19 protein-coding genes are annotated in these 19766 nt (G+C 58.5%); 12 read left to right on the plus strand and 7 right to left on the minus strand.

Translation table 11 applies throughout. From position 1 onward, the window contains the following. The first annotated feature begins 4 nt into the window (after positions 1 to 4). The 5 genes from J5276_RS21110 to J5276_RS21130 all read left to right on the plus strand — a co-directional run bounded on the left by J5276_RS21110 (position 5) and on the right by J5276_RS21130 (position 5134). Positions 5 to 790: a 3-hydroxybutyrate dehydrogenase gene (locus tag J5276_RS21110; RefSeq protein ID WP_111802071.1), complete on the plus strand. Its 786-nt coding sequence runs from the start codon at positions 5 to 7 to the stop codon at positions 788 to 790. Between the two features lie 117 nt (positions 791 to 907). After that, entirely contained in the window at positions 908 to 1951 is a 1044-nt protein-coding gene (locus tag J5276_RS21115) for a helix-turn-helix domain-containing protein (RefSeq protein WP_050923926.1), read from the plus strand. A 155-nt stretch (positions 1952 to 2106) separates the two neighbouring features. Beyond that, positions 2107 to 2391, plus strand: a complete 285-nt coding sequence (locus tag J5276_RS21120) for a hypothetical protein (RefSeq protein WP_113048410.1) — start codon at positions 2107 to 2109, stop codon at positions 2389 to 2391. A 71-nt stretch (positions 2392 to 2462) separates the two neighbouring features. Beyond that, a complete protein-coding gene (locus tag J5276_RS21125; RefSeq protein WP_004431981.1) occupies positions 2463 to 2693 on the plus strand; it encodes a hypothetical protein in 231 nt (76 codons plus the stop codon). A 104-nt stretch (positions 2694 to 2797) separates the two neighbouring features. Continuing rightward, positions 2798 to 5134, plus strand: a complete 2337-nt coding sequence (locus J5276_RS21130; RefSeq protein ID WP_174012237.1) for a glucose/quinate/shikimate family membrane-bound PQQ-dependent dehydrogenase — start codon at positions 2798 to 2800, stop codon at positions 5132 to 5134. Positions 5135 to 5214: 80 nt separating this feature from the next. Here the strand turns inward: J5276_RS21130 and J5276_RS21135 are convergent, their stop codons facing one another. The 4 genes from J5276_RS21135 to J5276_RS21150 all read right to left on the minus strand — a co-directional run bounded on the left by J5276_RS21135 (position 5215) and on the right by J5276_RS21150 (position 8043). After that, a complete protein-coding gene (locus J5276_RS21135; protein ID WP_004431986.1) occupies positions 5215 to 5715 on the minus strand; it encodes a ferritin-like domain-containing protein in 501 nt (166 codons plus the stop codon). Between the two features lie 149 nt (positions 5716 to 5864). Then, on the minus strand, positions 5865 to 7091 hold the full coding sequence (locus tag J5276_RS21140; protein ID WP_113473297.1) for an FAD-binding oxidoreductase: 1227 nt from the start codon (positions 7089 to 7091) through the stop codon (positions 5865 to 5867). 146 nt (positions 7092 to 7237) lie between these two features. Further along, the gene (locus J5276_RS21145; protein WP_013762115.1) at positions 7238 to 7798 is read right to left on the minus strand and encodes a type 1 glutamine amidotransferase domain-containing protein; all 561 of its coding nucleotides are present in this window, start codon (positions 7796 to 7798) and stop codon (positions 7238 to 7240) included. Positions 7799 to 7815: 17 nt separating this feature from the next. Beyond that, positions 7816 to 8043: a hypothetical protein gene (locus tag J5276_RS21150; protein WP_004431991.1), complete on the minus strand. Its 228-nt coding sequence runs from the start codon at positions 8041 to 8043 to the stop codon at positions 7816 to 7818. A gap of 44 nt (positions 8044 to 8087) precedes the next feature. Between J5276_RS21150 and J5276_RS21155 the strand changes: the two genes are divergently transcribed. Genes J5276_RS21155 through J5276_RS21170 form a run of 4 tightly spaced genes read left to right on the plus strand, consistent with a single transcriptional unit; the run spans position 8088 to position 12100 of the window. Beyond that, positions 8088 to 8351 (plus strand): hypothetical protein, encoded by a 264-nt coding sequence (locus tag J5276_RS21155; RefSeq protein WP_076844517.1) that lies wholly within the window; start codon positions 8088 to 8090, stop codon positions 8349 to 8351. After that, positions 8332 to 9162, plus strand: a complete 831-nt coding sequence (locus J5276_RS21160) for an N-formylglutamate amidohydrolase (protein ID WP_174012239.1) — start codon at positions 8332 to 8334, stop codon at positions 9160 to 9162. The genes J5276_RS21155 and J5276_RS21160 overlap by 20 nt, the downstream gene beginning before the upstream one ends. After that, positions 9159 to 11036 carry a flavohemoglobin expression-modulating QEGLA motif protein gene (locus J5276_RS21165; RefSeq protein ID WP_111799415.1) on the plus strand — a complete coding sequence of 626 codons (1878 nt, stop codon included), beginning with the start codon at positions 9159 to 9161 and terminating at the stop codon, positions 11034 to 11036. Before J5276_RS21160 ends, J5276_RS21165 begins: the two co-directional genes overlap by 4 nt. A gap of 17 nt (positions 11037 to 11053) precedes the next feature. Next, positions 11054 to 12100, plus strand: coding sequence for a glutathione synthase (locus J5276_RS21170; protein WP_004432010.1), 1047 nt, complete (start codon positions 11054 to 11056; stop codon positions 12098 to 12100). Between the two features lies 1 nt (position 12101). Here J5276_RS21170 and J5276_RS21175 read toward each other — a convergent pair whose 3' ends face one another. After that, complete coding sequence (locus tag J5276_RS21175; RefSeq protein WP_174012241.1) at positions 12102 to 13124, minus strand: NAD-dependent epimerase; 1023 nt, start codon at positions 13122 to 13124, stop codon at positions 12102 to 12104. Positions 13125 to 13210: 86 nt separating this feature from the next. Continuing rightward, positions 13211 to 14542, minus strand: a complete 1332-nt coding sequence (locus J5276_RS21180; protein ID WP_035252640.1) for a UDP-glucose/GDP-mannose dehydrogenase family protein — start codon at positions 14540 to 14542, stop codon at positions 13211 to 13213. Positions 14543 to 14918: 376 nt separating this feature from the next. On the opposite strand from J5276_RS21180, the gene J5276_RS21185 reads away from it, so the two are divergent. Both J5276_RS21185 and J5276_RS21190 read left to right on the plus strand, forming a co-directional pair. Continuing rightward, positions 14919 to 15806 (plus strand): DMT family transporter, encoded by an 888-nt coding sequence (locus J5276_RS21185; protein WP_004432025.1) that lies wholly within the window; start codon positions 14919 to 14921, stop codon positions 15804 to 15806. Between the two features lie 105 nt (positions 15807 to 15911). Then, a complete protein-coding gene (locus J5276_RS21190) occupies positions 15912 to 16892 on the plus strand; it encodes a glutathione S-transferase family protein (protein ID WP_174012243.1) in 981 nt (326 codons plus the stop codon). Between the two features lie 4 nt (positions 16893 to 16896). On the opposite strand, the gene J5276_RS21195 is transcribed toward J5276_RS21190, so the two are convergent. After that, positions 16897 to 17799 (minus strand): LysR family transcriptional regulator, encoded by a 903-nt coding sequence (locus tag J5276_RS21195; RefSeq protein WP_004432029.1) that lies wholly within the window; start codon positions 17797 to 17799, stop codon positions 16897 to 16899. Between the two features lie 215 nt (positions 17800 to 18014). Between J5276_RS21195 and J5276_RS21200 the strand changes: the two genes are divergently transcribed. Continuing rightward, a complete protein-coding gene (locus tag J5276_RS21200) occupies positions 18015 to 19544 on the plus strand; it encodes an aldehyde dehydrogenase family protein (RefSeq protein WP_013762124.1) in 1530 nt (509 codons plus the stop codon). Positions 19545 to 19766 lie beyond the last annotated feature (222 nt).

Below are 19766 nucleotides of genomic sequence, written 5' to 3' on the forward strand. Positions count from 1 at the left end.
GATGATGGAGGATCAACCGAAAACCGTTCTGGTCACCGGCTCCACCAGCGGCATTGGCCTTGCCATCGCCAAACGTTTTGCCGAGGCGGGATTTCTCGTCGCCGTCCACGGCATAGAAACCGTGGAGGCGGCGACGCAGGCACTGGAGGCGGTTACGAAGGTAGCGCGGCACCGGCCGGTCTATTTTTCTGCCAACCTCGCCAATTATGACGAGAGTGCACATCTGCCGGAAACCGTCATTGCCGAATTCGGTCACATCGACGTGCTCGTCAACAATGCGGGTATCCAGAAGGTCGCGCCGATCGACGAATTCGATTTCGCCGATTTCTCCCATATTGTCGCGATCTCCCTCGACAGTGCTTTTCATACGATCCGTGCAGCCCTGCCGGGCATGAAGGAAAGGGGTTGGGGGCGCATCGTCAATATTGCTTCCGCGCATGGATTGCGCGCCTCACCCTTCAAGGGTCCCTATGTGGCGACGAAACATGCCGTGGTGGGCCTGACGAAAAGCGTGGCGCTGGAAGTGGCCGAACTTGGCATTACCTGCAACGCCATCTGCCCCGGTTACGTCTGGACGCCGCTCGTCGCGGCGCAGGTTGCCGATCAGGCGCGCCTGCATGGCATGGGCGAGGATGAGGTGGTGAAGAAGGTGATGCTTGCGCCGCAGCCGACTCGACGTTTCGTGCAGCCGGAGGAAGTGGCGGAGATGGCGCTTTACCTCACCGGCGATATGGCGCGCTCCATCACCGGCACCACCATTTCCATCGATGGCGGCTGGACCGCTAAATAATTTTCGCGCATCCGGCTCAAGCGAACGATCTGCCATCCTTCAGGTATTGTGAGGCGATTTCAATACTGTATATTTTTGCGTGCGGCGGGGTCAGCGCCGTGTTCACGGAACAGCGGTATTATGAACACAGGGTTTTCGGAAGCTCCGCTAGCGCGCTCGCGTTTCGATACACGCCATGTGCCGAAGCGCGACGCCATGGCGCTGTGGCGGGATTCGATCAACGTGCTTTTTGATGCCCGCCTGCGCAGATCGCAGGATGACGGGTTTTTTGCCAGTGTCGATGCAGCCTTCATCGGCAATGTCGCGCTTGGCCGCACCCAGTCCTCGGCGCAGGATTTCGACCGCTCGCGCCACAAGATTGCCCGGGACGGGATGGACGGCTTTCTCCTGCAATTTTACGCCAGCGGCCAAAGCATGTCGCGGCGCGGAGCGGGCGAGACTGCCGGCCCGGGCGATCTCTACATCATTGACATGGCGCAGCCGCTGGCCACAGCCACAACCGATCACGATCATCTGAGCCTTGTCGTACCGCGCCGGCTGCTGGAAGGCAGGCTCATCGGTTCCGGCAATAATCACGAGCGCGTGCTGCCGGCCGGTTTGCCCCTGGTATCTCTGCTGCGGGAAACGATGACCAGCGTTTACCGCCACTTTGACGTCATGAACGCGAATGACGGCGCGGCCACGGTCTCGCCACTGCTGGAGCTTGCCGCGGCTGCCATCAATAATCATGTCCGGGAAGACAATGCGCAGGGTGTTCAGCGGGCGCTGCGAGCATCCATCAGGCGCTATATCGACAATCACCTGCTCGATCCGGCCTTGTCGGTGGAAAAGGTCATGGGCGAGTTCGGCGTATCGCGACGCACCGTCTACCGGCTTTTCGAACCGCTGGGCGGGTTTTCGGCCTGCATCACCCATAGGCGCCTCGAACGGGCAATGGATTTCCTACGGGCGCCGCAGTCGGCCCATATGACGATAGCTGAGGTGGCGGCGTCCTATGGCTTCACCAACCCGGAAAATTTCAGCCGCGTTTTCAAGAAGACCTTCGGCCTGTCGCCGCGTCAGATGCGGCATTTCGCATCCGAAAACCGCGATACCATACCGGATATTATCAAACCGGATAGCGCAGAGTGGACACGCTGGATCGTGCAGCTCGGTCGCTGACGCGATTGTTTCGAAGCCGATCTGACACTGTATGACGGAATGTTGGCACAATCCGACCATTCGTTCCGCTTGTACCTTTGCAGGGATGCGCTTGCGCGGCGGGCGTGCCACAGTGCGGACGTTGTTTTTAATAGATATTTCGCCTGACAATCATGATGATACGAATTCTCAATTTTCTGGAGATGCTGCCCGTATGGCGGGTGCGTCGCCGCGACACGACGAGATACCTCGAAGCCGCCGGCGACCAATGCGACTTTGAAACGGCGGGACCACCGCTGTGGCTGTCGATTTCTGAAAACCCGCCGGACATCCAGTGTGAAACCGAAGACGTCAATTGCCGGCCACCATTCTCGTGGCTGGGGATTGGGCAAAGTTTCAGTGCGGTCGATGAGTTCGACGGTGCCGGTTGCGATAGACTTGCGATCGCAGAGTACGGCTAAGCTGATTTTGCTGTCTGGAACAAACTGTGTCCCTGTGAATTAAATCACCAGGGTTACAGGGAGTGAGAGACATGGCCAGAGAAAATACCAGCTATCTTGGCGGTCGGCATGATCCGAAAAATGAAACGGCAACGCGGGCGCGGCAAGGGGTAAAAGGACGTCCGGTTCTTGTCATTCTGGTTGTCAGTCTGCTTCTCGCGCTGGTGGTCTGGACGGTCGTCGAATACGCGGTTTTCGAACCCGACGAGAACCGGCCGCAAAACGCTCAGACGGAGACGGCCCCGGCGCCACAAAACCCATAACCATCATGCCGTGAAATTTTTCACGGTGAATGTTGAGTTTGTATGGAACCAGATTGCCCCCAATTCCATTTCACGCAAAGTGACAGGAATCGGGGGTTTCATTCATGGCAGTCACCGTTACTGCGGTTATTCTATCGCTGATCGGCCTTGCGCTGTTCGGTTTCGGCTCTCAGCTCGTCATGTTGGGCGGGAGCTTCTATTACGTCCTTTCCGGTATGGCCTTCCTGTTGACAGCCATTCTGCTGTTCAAGCGTAACCGGGCAGCTCTCCACGTCTATGCCGTCTTCATTGTCGCGACACTCGCCTGGGCACTCTGGGAAGTTGGTTTCGACTGGTGGCAGCTTGGGCCGCGGGGTGGCATCGTCATTCTTATCGGCCTGTGGTTGCTGGTGCCTTGGGTCAGGAAGCCTCTCGGTTTTTCAAGCCCGACAGGGCTGAATTACGGCCCGAATGCCTGGCCACTCGCGCTCTCGGTTCTCGCCTCCATTGTGGTGGCGGGATATTCGATGGCGCAGGATCCGCATGACCAGGCAGGGTCCTTGCCAGAGGAGAAGGTGGCGTCCGCTCCGATCTATGGCGGCGACGTGCCGGATGGCGATTGGCATCAATACGGCCGCACGCCTTATGGCCAGCGCTATTCGCCGCTGACGCAGGTCAATGTCGATAATGTTTCGCAGCTGAAGGAAGCGTGGCGGTACCAGACCGGCGACGTGAAGCTACCGGATGATGTGGGTGAAACCACCTATCAGGTAACGCCGCTCAAGATCGGCAATACGCTTTATATCTGCACGCCGCACAATTGGGCGATCGCCATTGATGCCGCCACCGGCAAGGAAAAATGGAAATACGACCCCAATGTCGGTCTTAACCCGGACCGCCAGCACCAGACGTGCCGCGGTGTTTCCTATTATGCCGAACCCAATGCCGCACAGGGCACCGCCTGCGCCCAGCGCGTTTACCTGCCGACCTCGGATGCGCGGCTGATTGCGCTTGATGCAGCGACCGGTCAGATTTGCACATCCTTTGCGGATCAGGGCGTGCTGCATCTGGAACAGGGAATGAAATACAATCCTGCCGGTTATTATTATTCGACCTCGCCGCCCGTGATCGCGGCGGGCAAGATCATCATCGGCGGTGCGGTGAACGATAACTACTCCACGCAGGAACAGTCCGGCGTCATCCGTGCGTTCGATGTGAACAGCGGCGCACTCATCTGGAACTGGGATTCGGGCAATCCGGAAAAGACCGAGCCGATTGCCGCAGGCGAAACCTACACTACCAACTCGCCGAACAGCTGGTCCGTGTTGAGCTACGACGAGGGGCTTGGCCTCGTTTACGTACCCCTCGGCAATCAGGTGCCGGACCAGCTTGGTATGGGTCGCAGCGAGAATGTGGAGAAATATTCCTCCTCCATCGTGGCGCTCGATATCAATACCGGCAAGGATCGCTGGGTGCGCCAGACGGTTCATCACGACCTCTGGGATATGGATGTGCCGGCCCAGCCGGTGCTGCTCGACATCACCAAGAACGGTCAAAGCGTTCCCGCACTCGTCGGCCCTACAAAGCAGGGCGATATCTACGTTCTGGACCGGCGCACGGGTGAGCCGCTTCTGCCGATTACGGAAGAACCGGCACCGGGCGGTACAATCCCTGAGGACTTCAGCTCCCCGACTCAGCCAACCACCGCGCTGTCGTTCAAGCCGGAGCCGCTGAAGGAAAAGGACATGTGGGGCGTCTCCATGTTCGATCAGCTCGCCTGCCGCATCCGCTTCCATCAGCTGAACTATCAGGGCCGCTATACGCCGCCCTCGCTGAACGGCTCCATCATCTATCCCGGCAATTTTGGCACGTTCAACTGGGGCAGCGTCGCGGTCGATCCCGAACGTCAGGTCATGTTCGGCATGCCGACATACCTTGCCTTTACCTCGCAGCTCGTGCCGCGCGCCGACATCCCGCCGAAGGGCCAGGACGAGAAGGGCAGTGAGCAGGGGCTGAACCGCAATGACGGTGCGCCCTATGGCGTCTTCATGGGACCGTTCCTCGGTCCGCTAAAAGTCCCCTGCCAGGCACCGCCGTGGGGTTATGTCGCGGGTGCCGACCTGCGCACCGGCGATATCGCCTACAAGCACAAGAACGGCACGGTCCATGACATGACGCCGCTGCCGTTGCCCTTCAAGGTGGGCGTACCGGGCATTGGCGGGCCGATGATTACCAAGGGTGGCGTGGCCTTCCTCGGTGCTGCCGTCGACAACTATCTGCGCGCCTACAACCTCACCACCGGCAAACAGCTCTGGGAAGCACGTCTGCCGGCTGGCGGGCAGGCAACGCCCATGACCTATGCGCTGGATGGCGGCAAGCAATATGTTGTGATGGTTGCGGGTGGTCACGGCTCGGTTGGAACCAAGCCGGGCGACTATGTGATCGCCTATACCCTGCCGTAAAACGAGGCGGATTCAATCAAACAAAAAAAACCGGAATGGGTGACCATTCCGGTTTTTGCTTGTGCAGTTGGAAAAGGCGATCAGGCCGCCTTTTTCTGTGCTGCGGCATTGATCGATGTCTTGGCAAGCGCGCTCAGCGCATCGTCCGTCTTGGACTCTTCCTTCAGCGTCGCATCCAGCAGGGTAACGGCATTGGCATGACCAAGCTTTTCGGCCCATGCCTTCAGGGTGCCATAACGGGCGATTTCGTAATGTTCGACCGCCTGGGCTGAGGAAATGAGACCGGCATCGAGAGCTGCGGTGCCCTTGAAATCGTCCATAATCTCTTCGCCCTCGGCAATGATGCCCTGGATGGCCTCGCAGGTCTTACCCTGCGCCCGCTTGCCGATGATCTCGAACACTTCCTGCAGGCGTTCGATCTGGCCCTGCGTTTCTTCTTTGTGCTTTTCGAAGGCCTGTTTCAGCTTCGGGTCTGTCGCTGCCCGCGCCATTTTCGGCAGAGCTTTCAGGATCTGCCTTTCGGCGTAATAGATATCCTTCAGCGTATCGTAAAACAGGTCGTCGAGTTTTTTCTCGGCCATTGGTTCTTCTCCCATGGTGTGAAAGTGCGTGATGTACGCCATTGCGCACGGGAGACAAACCTTTCGGAGCCCCTATGGTTCCGGCTCTGTTGCGCGCAACGTTTTATATTCCAGCAGACGCTCCGCCGCATATAGGATGACAAGCGGCATCAGTCGAAACGGAAGAGATCGGCGTCGGGGTCCTTGCCACCATTAACGGCAGCGGCGACTATCTCGGCGGCGATCTGGCTGAAGGTGATGCCGTTGCCGCCAAAGCCCATGACGGCATAAACGTTCTTCATGCCGGGAACCGCGCCGATCAGCGGCAGGCCCGTGGTGGTCGTGCCGAAGCCGGCCGCCCAGCGATATTCGGGTTCGCCGATGTCGACGCCAAGAAGCTTTTCGATCTTGCGTTTGATTGCATCCGCCTTGGAGGCAAGCTTGCTCTCAGACAGGTAGGATGTGGAGTTCTCTTCATCCTCACCACCGGCAATAAGGCGCCCGTCCCGGTCGGTGCGCAGGTAGAGATAGGGATCTGAAGCCTCCCAGAGGATGTGGCTATTCAGCCAGTCCGGCAGATCGATACCCTTCGCACTCGCCAGCGCCCAGGTGGAGATGATCTGGTGTTTCGGGCTTTCGAGCGATTTCAGGAATTCGTATCCGGTGCAGAAAACGATATTGCGCGCGGAAATGATTTTGCCCTGTGCTGTGGCGACGACCACCTCGTCACCGAGATTTCGAAGATCGGTGATTTCAAGTTGTGAAACGATCTCAGCGCCGGCGCCCGCTGTGTGGCGCAACAGGCCTGCCGTCAGCTGCGCCGGATTGGCGGAAGCGGAGATATCGCTGAGGATCGCCCCTGTCCGCTCAATCGCATAGTCGTTTTTAAGTTCTGCGGTGTCGAGAAAGCGGGCCTCGATCCCGGCCTCTTCGCGCGCTGCCGCTTCGGCCTTCAATGCACGCAAACCCATCTCGTCTCCGGCAAGATAAAGCGCCTGTTTGCGCGCCATGCTGCAGGAAATGCCAAGCGAAGAAACGATTTCCTCCAGCCGCAGCACGGCGCGCGCGGAGCGCTGCCACGCCCGATCAGCAGCATCCTTGCCGATCATCTTTCTGAGCTCAATAAGGGGTGTGTCGATCTCGTGCTGTATCATCGCAGTGCTGGCGACACTGCTGCCCATCACCGGATCACGCCGGTCGACGATCAGCATGGATTGCCCCGGTCTCTGCAACGCATGGGCGGCAAGCGCGCCGCTGATGCCGGCGCCGACGACGATCGTATCGTAATGGTCGGAACTCGGGGTGTTTCTGGTGCGGAGGCCTATGCGTGGCGTGTCGGCCCAAAGGGGTTTCGATTCCCTGAGGTCGCGTTCCTTCGTCAGTTCCGATGTGGGCATGGAGTTTTCCTGAAAGGTGCAGGGCATTTACGGTGGAAACGCCTGGCGGGTTACGTCTGGAAAATGCGAACAAACAAAGACAGAGAGCGCATCTGGCCATTTTGGATAGGCCGGATGCGCTCTGGTTTTTTTCCGCTTTACGGCCCTTAGGCAGCGCGGCGCTCGTGGTTGCCTTCTTCGACCTCCTCGATGATTTTGGCGACGAAGGCGTCCAGATCATCGGGGCTGCGAGACGTGATGATGCCCTTATCGGTCACAACCTTTTCGTCCTTCCAGTTGGCGCCGGCATTTTTCAGGTCGGTTTTGATCGACCAATAGGAGGTCGCGTCACGACCGCGCAGGGCATCTGCTTCAACCAGAAGCCAAGGGGCATGGCAGATGGCAGCCACGACCTTGCCGGATTTGACGAAATCTCGCACCACGCGCATTGCATCCTCGTCATGACGCAATACGTCCGGATTGATCTGGCCGCCGGGCAGGACGAGTGCATCGAAATCATTGGCGCTGACGTTCTTCGCGGACATATCGACGGCGATGCTGTCGCCCCAGTTCTTTTCGTCCCAGCTCTTGATCTCACCATCCTTGATCGAGGCGATCTTGACGTCCGCGCCCTTGGCCTTCAGCTGATCATATGGCACGCGCAGTTCCGAACGCTCATAGCCGTCCGTTGCGAGAATGACGATTTTCGCAGTGTTGATGGCAGTCATGTCTGTTTCCTTCCTGTTTATCTGTTTTCGTCTTTGTCCGAATTCACGGAGGGCAGAAAAAACTCCACATCCTCACGGCGCTCCGGATCGAGCTTTTCGATATTCGTTTGCCAGAAGGTCTCGGCTTCTGCCGGTTCGTCTTCCCATTGGCGCACGAAGGTCTTGTTGTCGTCGATCATGACCTGACGGGTGCCGCCGAGCCGCAGATATTCTTCTGCAAGTTTACGCGTTTCGGTCTTTTCCATGTCGCGGTTCCTTGTGCGTGGAAAGCGGGGACGGAGGGCGCCGGATGGGTAAGAAGCTCGGCTGCCATTTCGTTGGCCACCGGGAGAAAACGGAAAAATCCCGATGTTCTTCAGCGCCATCGTGTCCGTTTGACACGGCGGCCCTCCTGCCAGAACAACGTGAGCTTTCCGGTATGGTTCCGCATTTTTTCAGGCGGATTCTTGCCGAGGACAAATGTATCGCGCGCAATTTTTATCGGAACAAACCGGCGAGTCGTGCTGTTTTACCCCAGATGCAGGGGAGGCAGCATGACAGCCAGACACAGTGACGGCGAGTGCCGCGGCAACGACGAATACAAGGGTTTCTGGTCGATCGACTTCGGCAATTCACCGATCATCGGCACGGCCATTCATGATGGTCATCTCATTCGCCCGGACATAGCCTCGCTGATGGCTATTTCCGCCGACCAGCGGCTGAGAGAGGAAGACCCTTTTACCGGCGAGATGATCGCGGGGATGACAAACCGCATTGTCGTTCACCATTCGCGTTTCGAAATCGATCTCAACCGGTCCGCCGATCAGGCAGTTTATCTGAAGCCGGAACAATCCTGGGGGCTGGCGGTCTGGAAACAGGAGCCGCCGGAAGAGGCCACCCGGCAATCGCTCGATTTTCATGCCGACTATTACGCAATGCTCGAAGCAGTTCTTTCAACCGTCGAGCGGCGGCATGGTGCTTTTGTCGTGCTGGACATACACAGCTACAATCATCGCCGGCAGGGCGCTACAGCGCCGCAAACGCCCCAGGCGGAAGCGCCTGATATCAATATCGGCACATTTTCCATGGATCGCAGCCGCTGGAGTGACGTCGTGAGTGCGGTGGGCCATCATTTTGCGACAGCCACCATCGGCGGACGCCGCCTTGATGTACGCGAGAACGTCGCCTTTCAGGGCAAGGGTGAGCAGACCCGGTTTATTCACGAGCGTTTTGCGCAGAACGGCTGCGCCATCGCAGTGGAGTTCAAGAAATTCTTCATGGACGAGTGGACCGGTAAGCCGGATAAGCGCGTCGTTTCCGATATTCGCGACGCTATCACGGCACTTCAGCCGGTACTCGAAGAGTGCCTGAGGGCGCGGCGATGAACGTCTCCTCGGCGCGTAGTGAACCGTTACCGGTTATCGAGCTGGTAGACGATGTCGTCGCCTGCCTTGAGGCCGGCAAAGCCGTCCGTCGTGATGTCGGAAAGAACGGCCGGCTGCATATCGACCGGCCGCTGCCGTTTCTTTGCCTGCATCTGACTGGTGGCACGAAGGACCTTGCGGCCCGCGATATCGCCTCTGCGCATGCATCTTATCTGATCGCATCGAGCATTCAGGAGGCTGCACCCCTAATTGCAGCCGTCGGCACGGCCATGCGCGAACGTTTCGGCGCCTTCATGGTTCTCGATATCGGCGAACTGGAACACGACATTCTGCTCGCTGACGATTCACCTTTCCTGCCGCATTATGAGGTTTCCGTCTCTGCAACATCTGAGCCGGAAACGCAAAGTGCCCGCCGTGTTTTCATTAAGGCGGTTTGTGATGCCGAAGTGCGTTTCCGCACGCCCCGCATAACCCGGCCCGAACCGGATGCCGATCCGATCCTCAGATTTCAAAATGCCGGGCTTGATTTTCCCTGCATCAGCGTGCGTTTCGCGCCGATCTACCGACAGCCTGAATCCGGCGCCGATTATCCCGGCCTGCGCGAGACGATGATTGCGGATATTTTCGATGCCGGCCTTCAGGCCTTCTCGTCATTCGCTGCCGGTAAAGATGCACTCAAGGTTACCAGCCATCGCGCGCTCGGCCGCAAGGCCTTCGTTGATGCCGTCAGACGTGCCGATCGTTCAATAGACGACATCGTCTCGTCCTTTGATTTTCTTCTGTCCGTGACGCCGATCAATGCCCGCCGGGCCTTCGAGGAATTTCGCGATGGCAGCTTCCAATATGCGCCGCGCCTGCTTTACCGGCCGCTCGGCGTTGACGTCGAGGAGCAGAAACGCAAGCTCTATTCCGTCGTTTTCGATCATCTGGAAGACCCGGTGCTTTATCATCTCTACCGGGAGAAACAGCAGGAGATCGATCTGCAACTGACCATGCTCGCCAATCTGCATCGCCGTACTTTCACCGATTTCTCCCGCGCCCTTTACGGTGCCGTCGAACCCGCGCTTCTGACGCTGGCGCTCAAGGTGCTTGCCGATTGCCCACGCAAGGATGAGAGCGGCGAAATCGCCATGGTCGATTGTTATGCGGTCGCCAAAAAATCGCGCGAGATGATCGAGACCTATCTGGCGGAGGAGCCGGAATTCAAGGCGCGTGTCGAGATCAGGGATGACCTGCCGCCTGGCCTGATGGTGACGGGCGAGAAGCTCCTGATTTCTCGCCACACCGTCATGGAACAGCGCCGGGTCGAGGCGCTGCTGTCGCATGAGATCGGCGTGCATCTCCTCACCTATTTCAACGGTTCGTTTCAGGGCCTCCGGCTCTTCCGCACCGGCCTTTCCGGTTACGAGGGCGTGCAGGAAGGGCTGGCAGTGCTGGCGGAACATCTGGCCGGCGGCATGACGCGCGAGCGCCTGCGGCTGATCGCCGGCCGTGTCGTCGGCTGCGCCGCCATGCTGGACGGCGCGACTTTTGTTGAGACGTTCCGGACTATGACCCGCGATCATGGTTTCGACGAGGCTGGCGCCTTCAACATGGTTTTGCGCATCTATCGTGGCGGCGGTCTTTCCAAGGACGCGATCTATCTGCGTGGGCTTGCGGAGGTGCTGGAGCATCTGCGCAAGGGTGGCGCGCTCGATCCGTTCTGGATGGGCAAGATTGCCGCTGCCCATTTCCCGGTGATGCAGGAGCTTGCCTTGCGCGGCCTCTTGCGTCCGCCGGGCGTACGTCCCGCTTTTCTGCTGCCGGCCAAGGCCAATGAGCGGCTGGAAAAGATACGGGCCGGATTATCCATCGCCGAACTGGCGACATTGTAATATTACAGGAGGGGCTTATGCGTATCGCATTTTTCGTCAATTCCATCGAAACTGAGGGGCCTACTTTCGCAACCGGCCTGCTGGCCATGGCGGCGCTCAATCGCGGTCACGAGGTGGTGTATCTGACGCCTGGCGATTTTACCTTGCGCTCGGATGATAGCCTGACCGTACACGCCACCGTTCTACCGAAGGCCAAATACAAGAAAGCCGATGCTTTTCACGCGGCACTTCAGGACAAAGCACTGGAACGGCGTACCATGGATGTAGAGGAAATCGACGCGCTGATGCTGCGCAACGATCCCTCGCTGGATCAGACGACGCGGCCATGGGCGGTGCATGCCGGCATTCTGTTCGGGCGGCTGGCAGAACAGCGCGGCGTTGTGGTTTTGAACGACCCGGAAGGATTGGCGCTGGCGCAGAACAAGCTCTATTTCCAGAGCTTTCCGGAAATCGTACGCCCGACCACGATCATCTCGCGCAATGTCGATGAAATACGCGCATTTGCGGATACCCACCCTAAGGGTGTCATCGTCAAGCCGCTGCAGGGTTCAGGCGGCAAGAACGTCTTCAAGATCGGCTCCAGCAAGGAGGCCAATCTCAACCAGATTTTCGAGGCGGTCAGTCTCGAAGGTTACTTGATTGCACAGGCCTATCTGCCGGCCGCCAAGGATGGCGATATTCGGTTCTTCATGATGAATGGCAAGCCTCTGATGCGCGACGGACAATATGCGGCTTTGCGCCGCGTTCCGGCAAAAGGCGATCTGCGCTCCAACATTCACGCCAAGGGCACTGCCGAGGCCGTGAAGGTGACGGACGAGATTGTGGCGCTTGCCGAAATGATGCGGCCGAAGCTGGTGGAAGACGGTATGTTCCTGGTCGGGCTTGATATTGTCGGCGACAAGATACTGGAGGTAAACGTGTTTTCGCCCGGCGGTCTCTCCAACATTCGCGACCTCACCGATGTCGATTTCAGCGATACGATCATCGAAGCCGTGGAAACCAAGATCGCCATGCAGAGCGCCTCCGGCGGTATGCTTTCAAATCGTCTTCTAGCGACGCTTTGATTTATTCGCGCAGCTCTGTCGACTGCATGTCACGATACCAGGCGACGAGGGCCTTGATGCCCTCCTCGACCGGGGTTTGCGGCACATAGCCCGTCAAGGCCCTCAGAAGATCGGGTGAAGCGAAGGTGCGGGGGACGTCGCCCTGCTGCATCGGCAACATGTTGCGGATTGCCGGCCTGCCGACCGTCTTTTCGACCGTTTCGACAAAGTGCATCAGCTCTACCGGCTGGCCGCCGCCAATATTGACGATGCGGAAGGGTGCGTGGTGCGACAGCGTGTCGGTGACGCCTTCCTCAGTTACCCGGTTTTCCTCGGACGGAATGACCTGGCTCAGCCGGACGATACCTTCAACGAGGTCATCGATATAGGTGAAGTCGCGGCTCATATTGCCTTGGCCGTAAATATCGATCGGCTCGCCGTTCGAGATGGCGTCGACGAATTTGATTGGCGCCATGTCCGGCCGTCCCCACGGTCCGTAAACCGTGAAGAAACGGAAGGCTGTGGTGGGCAATTTGTGAAGATGGGCGTAGCTGTGCGCCATCAATTCCATCGATTTTTTGGTGGCCGCATAAAGCGTCATCGGCTCGTCGGCCTTGTCGCTTTCCGCAAAGGGAATTTTTTCATTGGCGCCGTAGATGGAGGAAGTTGAAGCCAGCATCAGGTGTTTGACACGCAGGTTCTTGGCAAGCTCCAGCAGGTTCCACGATCCGATGAGATTGGAATCGATATAGGCGCGTGGATTTTCGAGGCTGTAGCGAACACCCGCCTGCGCGGCGAGGTGAATTATGATTTCCGGTTCGGCAGCCTCTGCCGCGCGCTTCAGCGCATCCGTGTCTTCCAGCATGCCGATTTCCGCCCTGAAACCGTTGGAGCGGGAAAGGATCGCATGGCGTTTTTCTTTCAGGCTGACATCGTAATATTTCGTCATGCCGTCGAAACCGGTTACGAAATGGCCGGCATCGAGCAGCCGTTTGGCAACGTAAAAACCGATGAAGCCCGCGGTGCCGGTAACCAGATAACGCATGATGACTATATCCCAAATCCGTTGGTGCGTTTGCGGCCGAACCGAAGCGCAAAAACCGTTTTAATGAAACTTCGAAGGCGAAACCGCTATTGGCCCTTGTCGGAACTGCTGTCGTGTGGGCGGCCAATGCCGGCATAAACGAAGCCGTGCCCGGTGACCTCGTCCGTGCGGTAGATATTGCGTAGATCCACCAGAACGGGGTTTTTCATGATGGCCTTCAGGCGCGGCAGATCGAGTGCGCGGAACTGGTTCCATTCCGTCACGATCACGACGGCATCGGCGCCTTCGGCAGCCTCGTAGGGGCCGCTTGCATAGTCGATATCCTCGATGACATGGCGGGCATTCACCATTCCCTCCGGATCGTAGCCGACCACCTTGGCGCCGCCGTCCTGGAGGGTCTGGATGATGGCAATCGCCGGGCTGTCGCGCATATCGTCGGTATTGGGCTTGAAGGTCAGGCCAAGGACCGCGATCTTCTTGCCGCGCACGTCGCCGCCCACCGCGTTGATGACCTTGCGGCCCATGGCGCGCTTGCGGTTGTCGTTGATGGCAATGGTGGTCTCGATCAGCCGCACAGGGGCGTCATAGTCCTGTGCGGTCTTGGCAAGCGCCAGCGTATCCTTGGGGAAACAGGAGCCGCCATAACCCGGACCGGCATGCAGGAACTTCGCGCCGATGCGGCCATCGAGGCCGATGCCGCGCGAAATATCCTGAACATTGGCGCCGACCTTTTCGCACAGATCCGCCATTTCGTTGATGAAGGTGATCTTCATCGCCAGAAAGGCGTTGGCGGCATATTTGATCAGTTCCGAAGTGCGCCTGGTGGTGAAGAGCAAAGGCGACTGGTTGAGATAGAGCGGACGGTAAACCTCCGTCATCACCGGGCGGGCGCGCTCGTCGGAAAGACCGACGACGATGCGGTCCGGTCGCTTGAAATCCTCGATGGCCGCGCCTTCCCGCAGAAATTCCGGGTTGGAAACCACGGCAAAATCGGCCGAAGGGTTTTCTTCGCGGATGATGCGTTCCACCTCGTCCCCCGTGCCGACGGGAACGGTGGACTTGGTGACGATGACGGTGAAGCCGTCAAGCGAATGGGCGATTTCTTTCGCCGCCGCATAGACATAACCGAGATCGGCGTGGCCGTCGCCGCGCCGCGAGGGCGTGCCGACCGCGATGAAGACGACGTCGGCATTGGCAACCGCGGAGGAGAGGTCGGTGGTGAAGCTCAATCGGCCCGCCTTGGCGTTGTTGGCAACGATGACCTCCAGACCCGGTTCGAAGATCGGGATATGGCCGCTTTTCAGCGCTTCGATCTTCTCCGGCATCTTGTCCACGCAGATCACGTCATGGCCGAAATCGGCAAAACACGCACCGGAAACAAGGCCGACATAACCGGCACCGATCATCACTATCCGCATTCTTCTTCCTTTCGGTTCGTGAGGCGATGTTCGCGCAGCAAGCTTCAGGCGAAATCAGCGGGTGCAATCACACCACATTGTTTAGCCGCCTTCACGCTTGCCGCCAAGCGCCACGATCAACACGGGCTAACCTCTTTCCGTGACGGTGATATGATGGCGTCGACGGGACAAATTTGCCGCACCTTGCGGCCATCTGCATCGATGCGGTCGGATCGGGTGTTTTTGCGGCTTTTGCGGCTTGCACTCATAGGTAGCCGGGTCTAGCCATAGGGTGAGGATCAAATCTGCCAGACTGTCTGTCCCTTAAGGGGCGTCCGGGTTGCTTTAAGCGGCCGGGGTGCGCTTTGCGTTGCGGTCGCTGTTCGGGGAAGTTCAAATGCAAAAGGGTTTTCTGCTCGGTCTGTTCGCTTATGCGACCTTTTCCCTGGGCGATGCCACGATCAAGTCGCTTGGATCACAGATCAGCGTTTTCGAGATCGGCTTTTTCAGCATCCTGTTTTCCGGCATCTTCATCTTCTTCAGCAAGCCGCGTGAGGAAAGGTGGCGTGAATTCTGGCGCATGAGCCGTCCGTTTGCGGTGCACGGGCGGGCGATTTCCGGCCTGTTCGCCGGTATTCTCGGTATCTATGCCTTCACCACCATTCCGCTGGCCGAAGCCTATGCGCTGATCTTTCTCTCACCGTTGTTTGTGACAGTGCTGTCGGCTGTCGTATTGAAGGAAGATATAGGGCCATGGCGCTGGGCGGCCGTTCTGGCCGGCATCGTCGGTGTTCTGCTCGTCGTGCGGCCCGGCTTCAAGGCGCTGGAACTCGGGCACGTCGCAGCCATCGGTGTCGCATTCCTGGCGGCGATGACCATCGTGCTGCTCCGCTCGCTTGCGGGCAAGGAGAAGCGCACCTCGATAATGGGCGTGCTTTTGGTCTACGGCCTCACCTTCAACGGCATTGCCTCGATTCCCGAGTTCGTCATGCCCAATCTGCACCAGTTCGCCGCCTTTGCCTTCATCGGCCTCTGCACGGCGACGGGACAGATAACGCTGCTCGTCGCAACACGTATCGCGCCGGCCAGCCAGATTGCACCCTCGCATTATTCTCAGATCCTCTGGGCCGTGGCGATCGGCATGACTTTCTTCCACGAATATCCGGATGCGATCGCGGTGCTTGGGCTGGGTGTCATCGCCGCATCGGGACTTCTGACGATGATCCGCGAAAGGGTCAGGCTCGGCACAGTTCGCTGGAATCCGTTTTTCCGCAATCGGCTTTGAAGTCATCCATCGATCGGAAACAGTGCGTCAACCGAAGCGCGGCTTGTGGGGTGGGTGCAGACGGCCCCATAAGCTTTTCATCGATAGATGAATGGAGAGCCCAAAATGCTCGTGGATGGAAAGTGGACCGCCGAATGGCACCCGGTGCAGGCGACCGACAAGAAGGGTGGTTTCGTTCGCCAGACATCCGGCTTCCGCAACTGGGTAACGTCTGATGGTTCAGCAGGCCCGACGGGAGAGGGCGGTTTCAAGGCCGAGGCTGGGCGCTATCATCTCTATGTCGCGCTGATTTGTCCATGGGCCTCACGCACGCTGATCGGCCGCAAGCTCAAGAAGCTCGAGGATGTCATTTCGGTCTCAATTGTGGAGCCGGCGCTCTCCGACGAGGGTTGGAAATTCGGCGATTATCCAGGTTCGGATCGCGACGGGCTGAACGGCTTCGCTTATATGCACGAAGCCTATACCAGCGCCGATCCGCATTATACCGGCCGTGCCACCGTTCCGGTTCTTTGGGACAAGAAGACGAAAACCATCGTCAACAACGAATCCGCCGACATTCTCCGCATGCTGAATTCCGGTTTCGGCGATCTGGCCGATAACGGCATCGATCTTTATCCGGAAGATCTGCGGGACGCGATTGATGCGCTCAACGACCATATCTATCCCCGCCTCAACAACGGTGTCTACAGAACCGGTTTTGCCACCACCCAGCTTGCCTATGAGGAAGCCTTTGCCGACGTCTTCGCGACACTTCAGGAACTTGAAACTCGCCTGGCATCAGGCGGTCCCTTCCTCTTCGGCGATCGCCTGACGGAAACGGATGTCAGGCTTTTCGTGACGCTGGTGCGTTTCGATGCCGCCTATTACGCCCTCTTCAAGTGCAACCTTCGCCGCATTGCCGACTATCGGGCCCTGCAGGCCTATATGATGCGGGTGCTAAACATTCCGGGCGTGCGTGACACGGTCAATATCGACCACATCAAGCGCGGTTATTATTCGATCAAGGCGCTCAATCCGACCCGGATCGTGCCGGTCGGCCCCGATCTGCCGGGGCTTGACGAGGTTTCCATCGGCGGCACTGTGTGAATATCTAGGCCGGCTTGCCGACCTGATCGAGAAGCCATGCCTGGAAGGCGCGGGCAAGGACATTGTCCTGCCGCCCTTCCGGCAGGGCAACATAATAGCTCTTGTCGGTTTGCAGTGGAATGTCGAAGACGATTTCGAGACGGCCGGAGACGAGTTCCGCCTCGATCAGATATTTCGGCAGAAGGGCAAAGCCAATGCCGCTTATGGCTGCTTCAATGATCATCGAAAACTGGTCGAAACGGCTGCCTCTATAGGCATTCTCCGCCGTTACCCCATTCATCTCCAGCCACTCAGTCCATAGTTTCGGCCGTGTGGTCACGTGCAGCAACGGTTGTCGGTTAAAATCCTCCGGCTCTCTCATTCCCGCGCGCTGAAGCAGAGCGGGGCTGGCGACCGGCACGATCACTTCGTTGCATAAAAAGGTGCAGGTGCCGTGCGCCCAGACCGGCTGGCCGTAATGGATGGCGAGGTCGAAACCTTCCTCATCGAAATCGAAAGGGTGCGAGCGCGAGCCGATGGTGATGGTCATTTCCGGGTTGGCGTCGATGAAGCGGTGCAGACGCGGCATCAGCCAGCGGCTGCCGAAGGTTGGCAGGGTGGCGACGGAAAGTGATGCATGAGATGTTCCGGCCGAGACCGCGCGCACCATCAGCTGTTCGGATTGCTGCAACAGGCGCCGCACGTCTGGCAGGAATTTGCGACCCGCTTCCGACAGGACGACGCGCCGGCGGATGCGTTCGAAAAGCTGCATTCCGGTCTGCGCCTCGAGTTCGCCGATCTGCCGGCTGACCGCACTTTGCGTGAGGTTGAGTTCTTCCGCCGCACGGGTAAAATTCCCATGCCTTGCGGCACACTCGAATGCTTGCAGGGTTACGATATCAGGGACCAGTCTTCTGCGCGGATCCATACCATTCTCGCATCAACCTACCCGCTTTCCTCATTGGAAAAGGGTCATTATGGCCATATATGATTACGGGAAAGAATGGAATGGTGTTTTGCCGGCTTCGACGGAGGCGCCGTTTCACAAAATGATAAATTCGGGGAAAGAACAGCGACGGGAGTTGAAAGCGCCGTATCAAAAACGGCCTTTCCTCCCCTTTGAGCCAAAAAGGATAATTTGACATGGATGCGACCACGAAGCTTGACGTGAAACAGGAAGCCGCGGCCCTGCTCGACAGAATGGGCGTCGCCCGCGATCTTTATACCGGCGGCGATATGGCGTCGTTCAGCCCGGTAACGGGTGAACAGATCGCAAGCCTCAAGACCATTTCGGTCGAGGGTGTCGCAGCCGTGGTCGACAAGGCCGATGCCGCCTTCAAGATTTGGCGCAACGTGCCTGCTCCGCGCCGTGGCGAACTGATCCGGCTTCTGGGCGAAGAACTGCGCTCCTTCAAGGCAGATCTCGGTCGGCTCGTCTCGCTGGAAGCGGGCAAGGTCCCGTCCGAAGGTCTCGGCGAAGTGCAGGAGATGATCGATATCTGCGATTTCGCGGTCGGCTTGTCCCGCCAGCTTTACGGCCTCACCATCGCCACCGAACGCCCCGGCCACCGTATGATGGAAACCTGGCATCCGCTCGGCGTTGTCGGCGTTATCTCCGCTTTCAATTTTCCGGTCGCGGTCTGGTCGTGGAACGCGGCACTCGCGCTAGTCTGCGGCAATTCGGTGGTCTGGAAGCCATCTGAAAAGACCCCGCTGACGGCACTTGCGGTTCAGGGCATCTTCGAACGTGCCGTAGCCCGTTTTGGCGATGCGCCGGAAGGGCTGTCGCAGCTTCTGATCGGCGACCGCGCCGTTGGTGAAGCATTGGTGGACAACCCCAAGGTTCCCCTGGTTTCTGCAACCGGTTCCACCCGCATGGGCCGCGATGTCGGCCCGCGTCTGGCGAAGCGCTTCGCCCGCGCCATTCTGGAACTGGGCGGCAACAATGCCGGCATCGTCTGCCCGTCTGCCGATCTCGACATGGCGCTGCGCGCCATTGCCTTCGGCGCCATGGGCACGGCCGGCCAGCGCTGCACCACGCTTCGCCGTCTCTTCGTGCATGACAGTGTTTACGACCAGCTCGTGCCGCGTCTGAAAAAGGCCTACGCCTCCGTATCCGTCGGCAATCCGCTCGAAACATCGGCGCTTGTCGGACCGCTGGTGGACAAGGCGGCTTTCGACGGCATGCAGAAGGCGCTCGAAGCGGCCAAGGCGCATGACGGCGTGGTGAATGGCGGCGGGCGAGTGGATACGGGTGCGCCGGATGCCTATTATGTAAAGCCGGCACTTGTCGAAATGCCTGAACAGGCGGGGCCGGTGTTGGAAGAGACCTTCGCGCCGATCCTTTATGTGATGAAGTACAGCGATCTCGATCAGGCGATTGACGCGCATAACGCCGTTGCCGCTGGTCTGTCGTCGTCGATCTTCACCCGCGACATTCAGGAATCGGAACGTTTCCTGTCTTCGGAAGGCTCGGATTGCGGCATCGCCAACGTCAATATCGGAACCTCGGGCGCGGAAATCGGCGGCGCATTCGGTGGTGAAAAGGAAACCGGCGGTGGCCGCGAATCCGGTTCGGATGCATGGAAGGCCTATATGCGCCGCGCCACCAACACCATCAACTACTCCAAGGCGCTGCCTTTGGCGCAGGGCGTTTCCTTCGATATCGAGTAAATCGCTTCGCAAGTTTGCGCGTTCGATAGCGATATTGATCCATCATGCCGGTGCGGCCAGTCCGCACCGGCATTCGTCTGTTAAGCAGGCTTGGTAATGCTTCCTGCGACGATTTGCGGGAAAGAGGCGTCTCTGCGGAATTTTATTCCCGCAATATCGCTCATATTGAATTATCCTCTCTCTATCGTTTTCATCGAAAACCCTAGCATTGCTCCATATCGC

Origin of the sequence: Agrobacterium sp. S7/73, assembly GCF_019355535.1 — a bacterium.
Classification (GTDB): domain Bacteria; phylum Pseudomonadota; class Alphaproteobacteria; order Rhizobiales; family Rhizobiaceae; genus Agrobacterium; species Agrobacterium tumefaciens.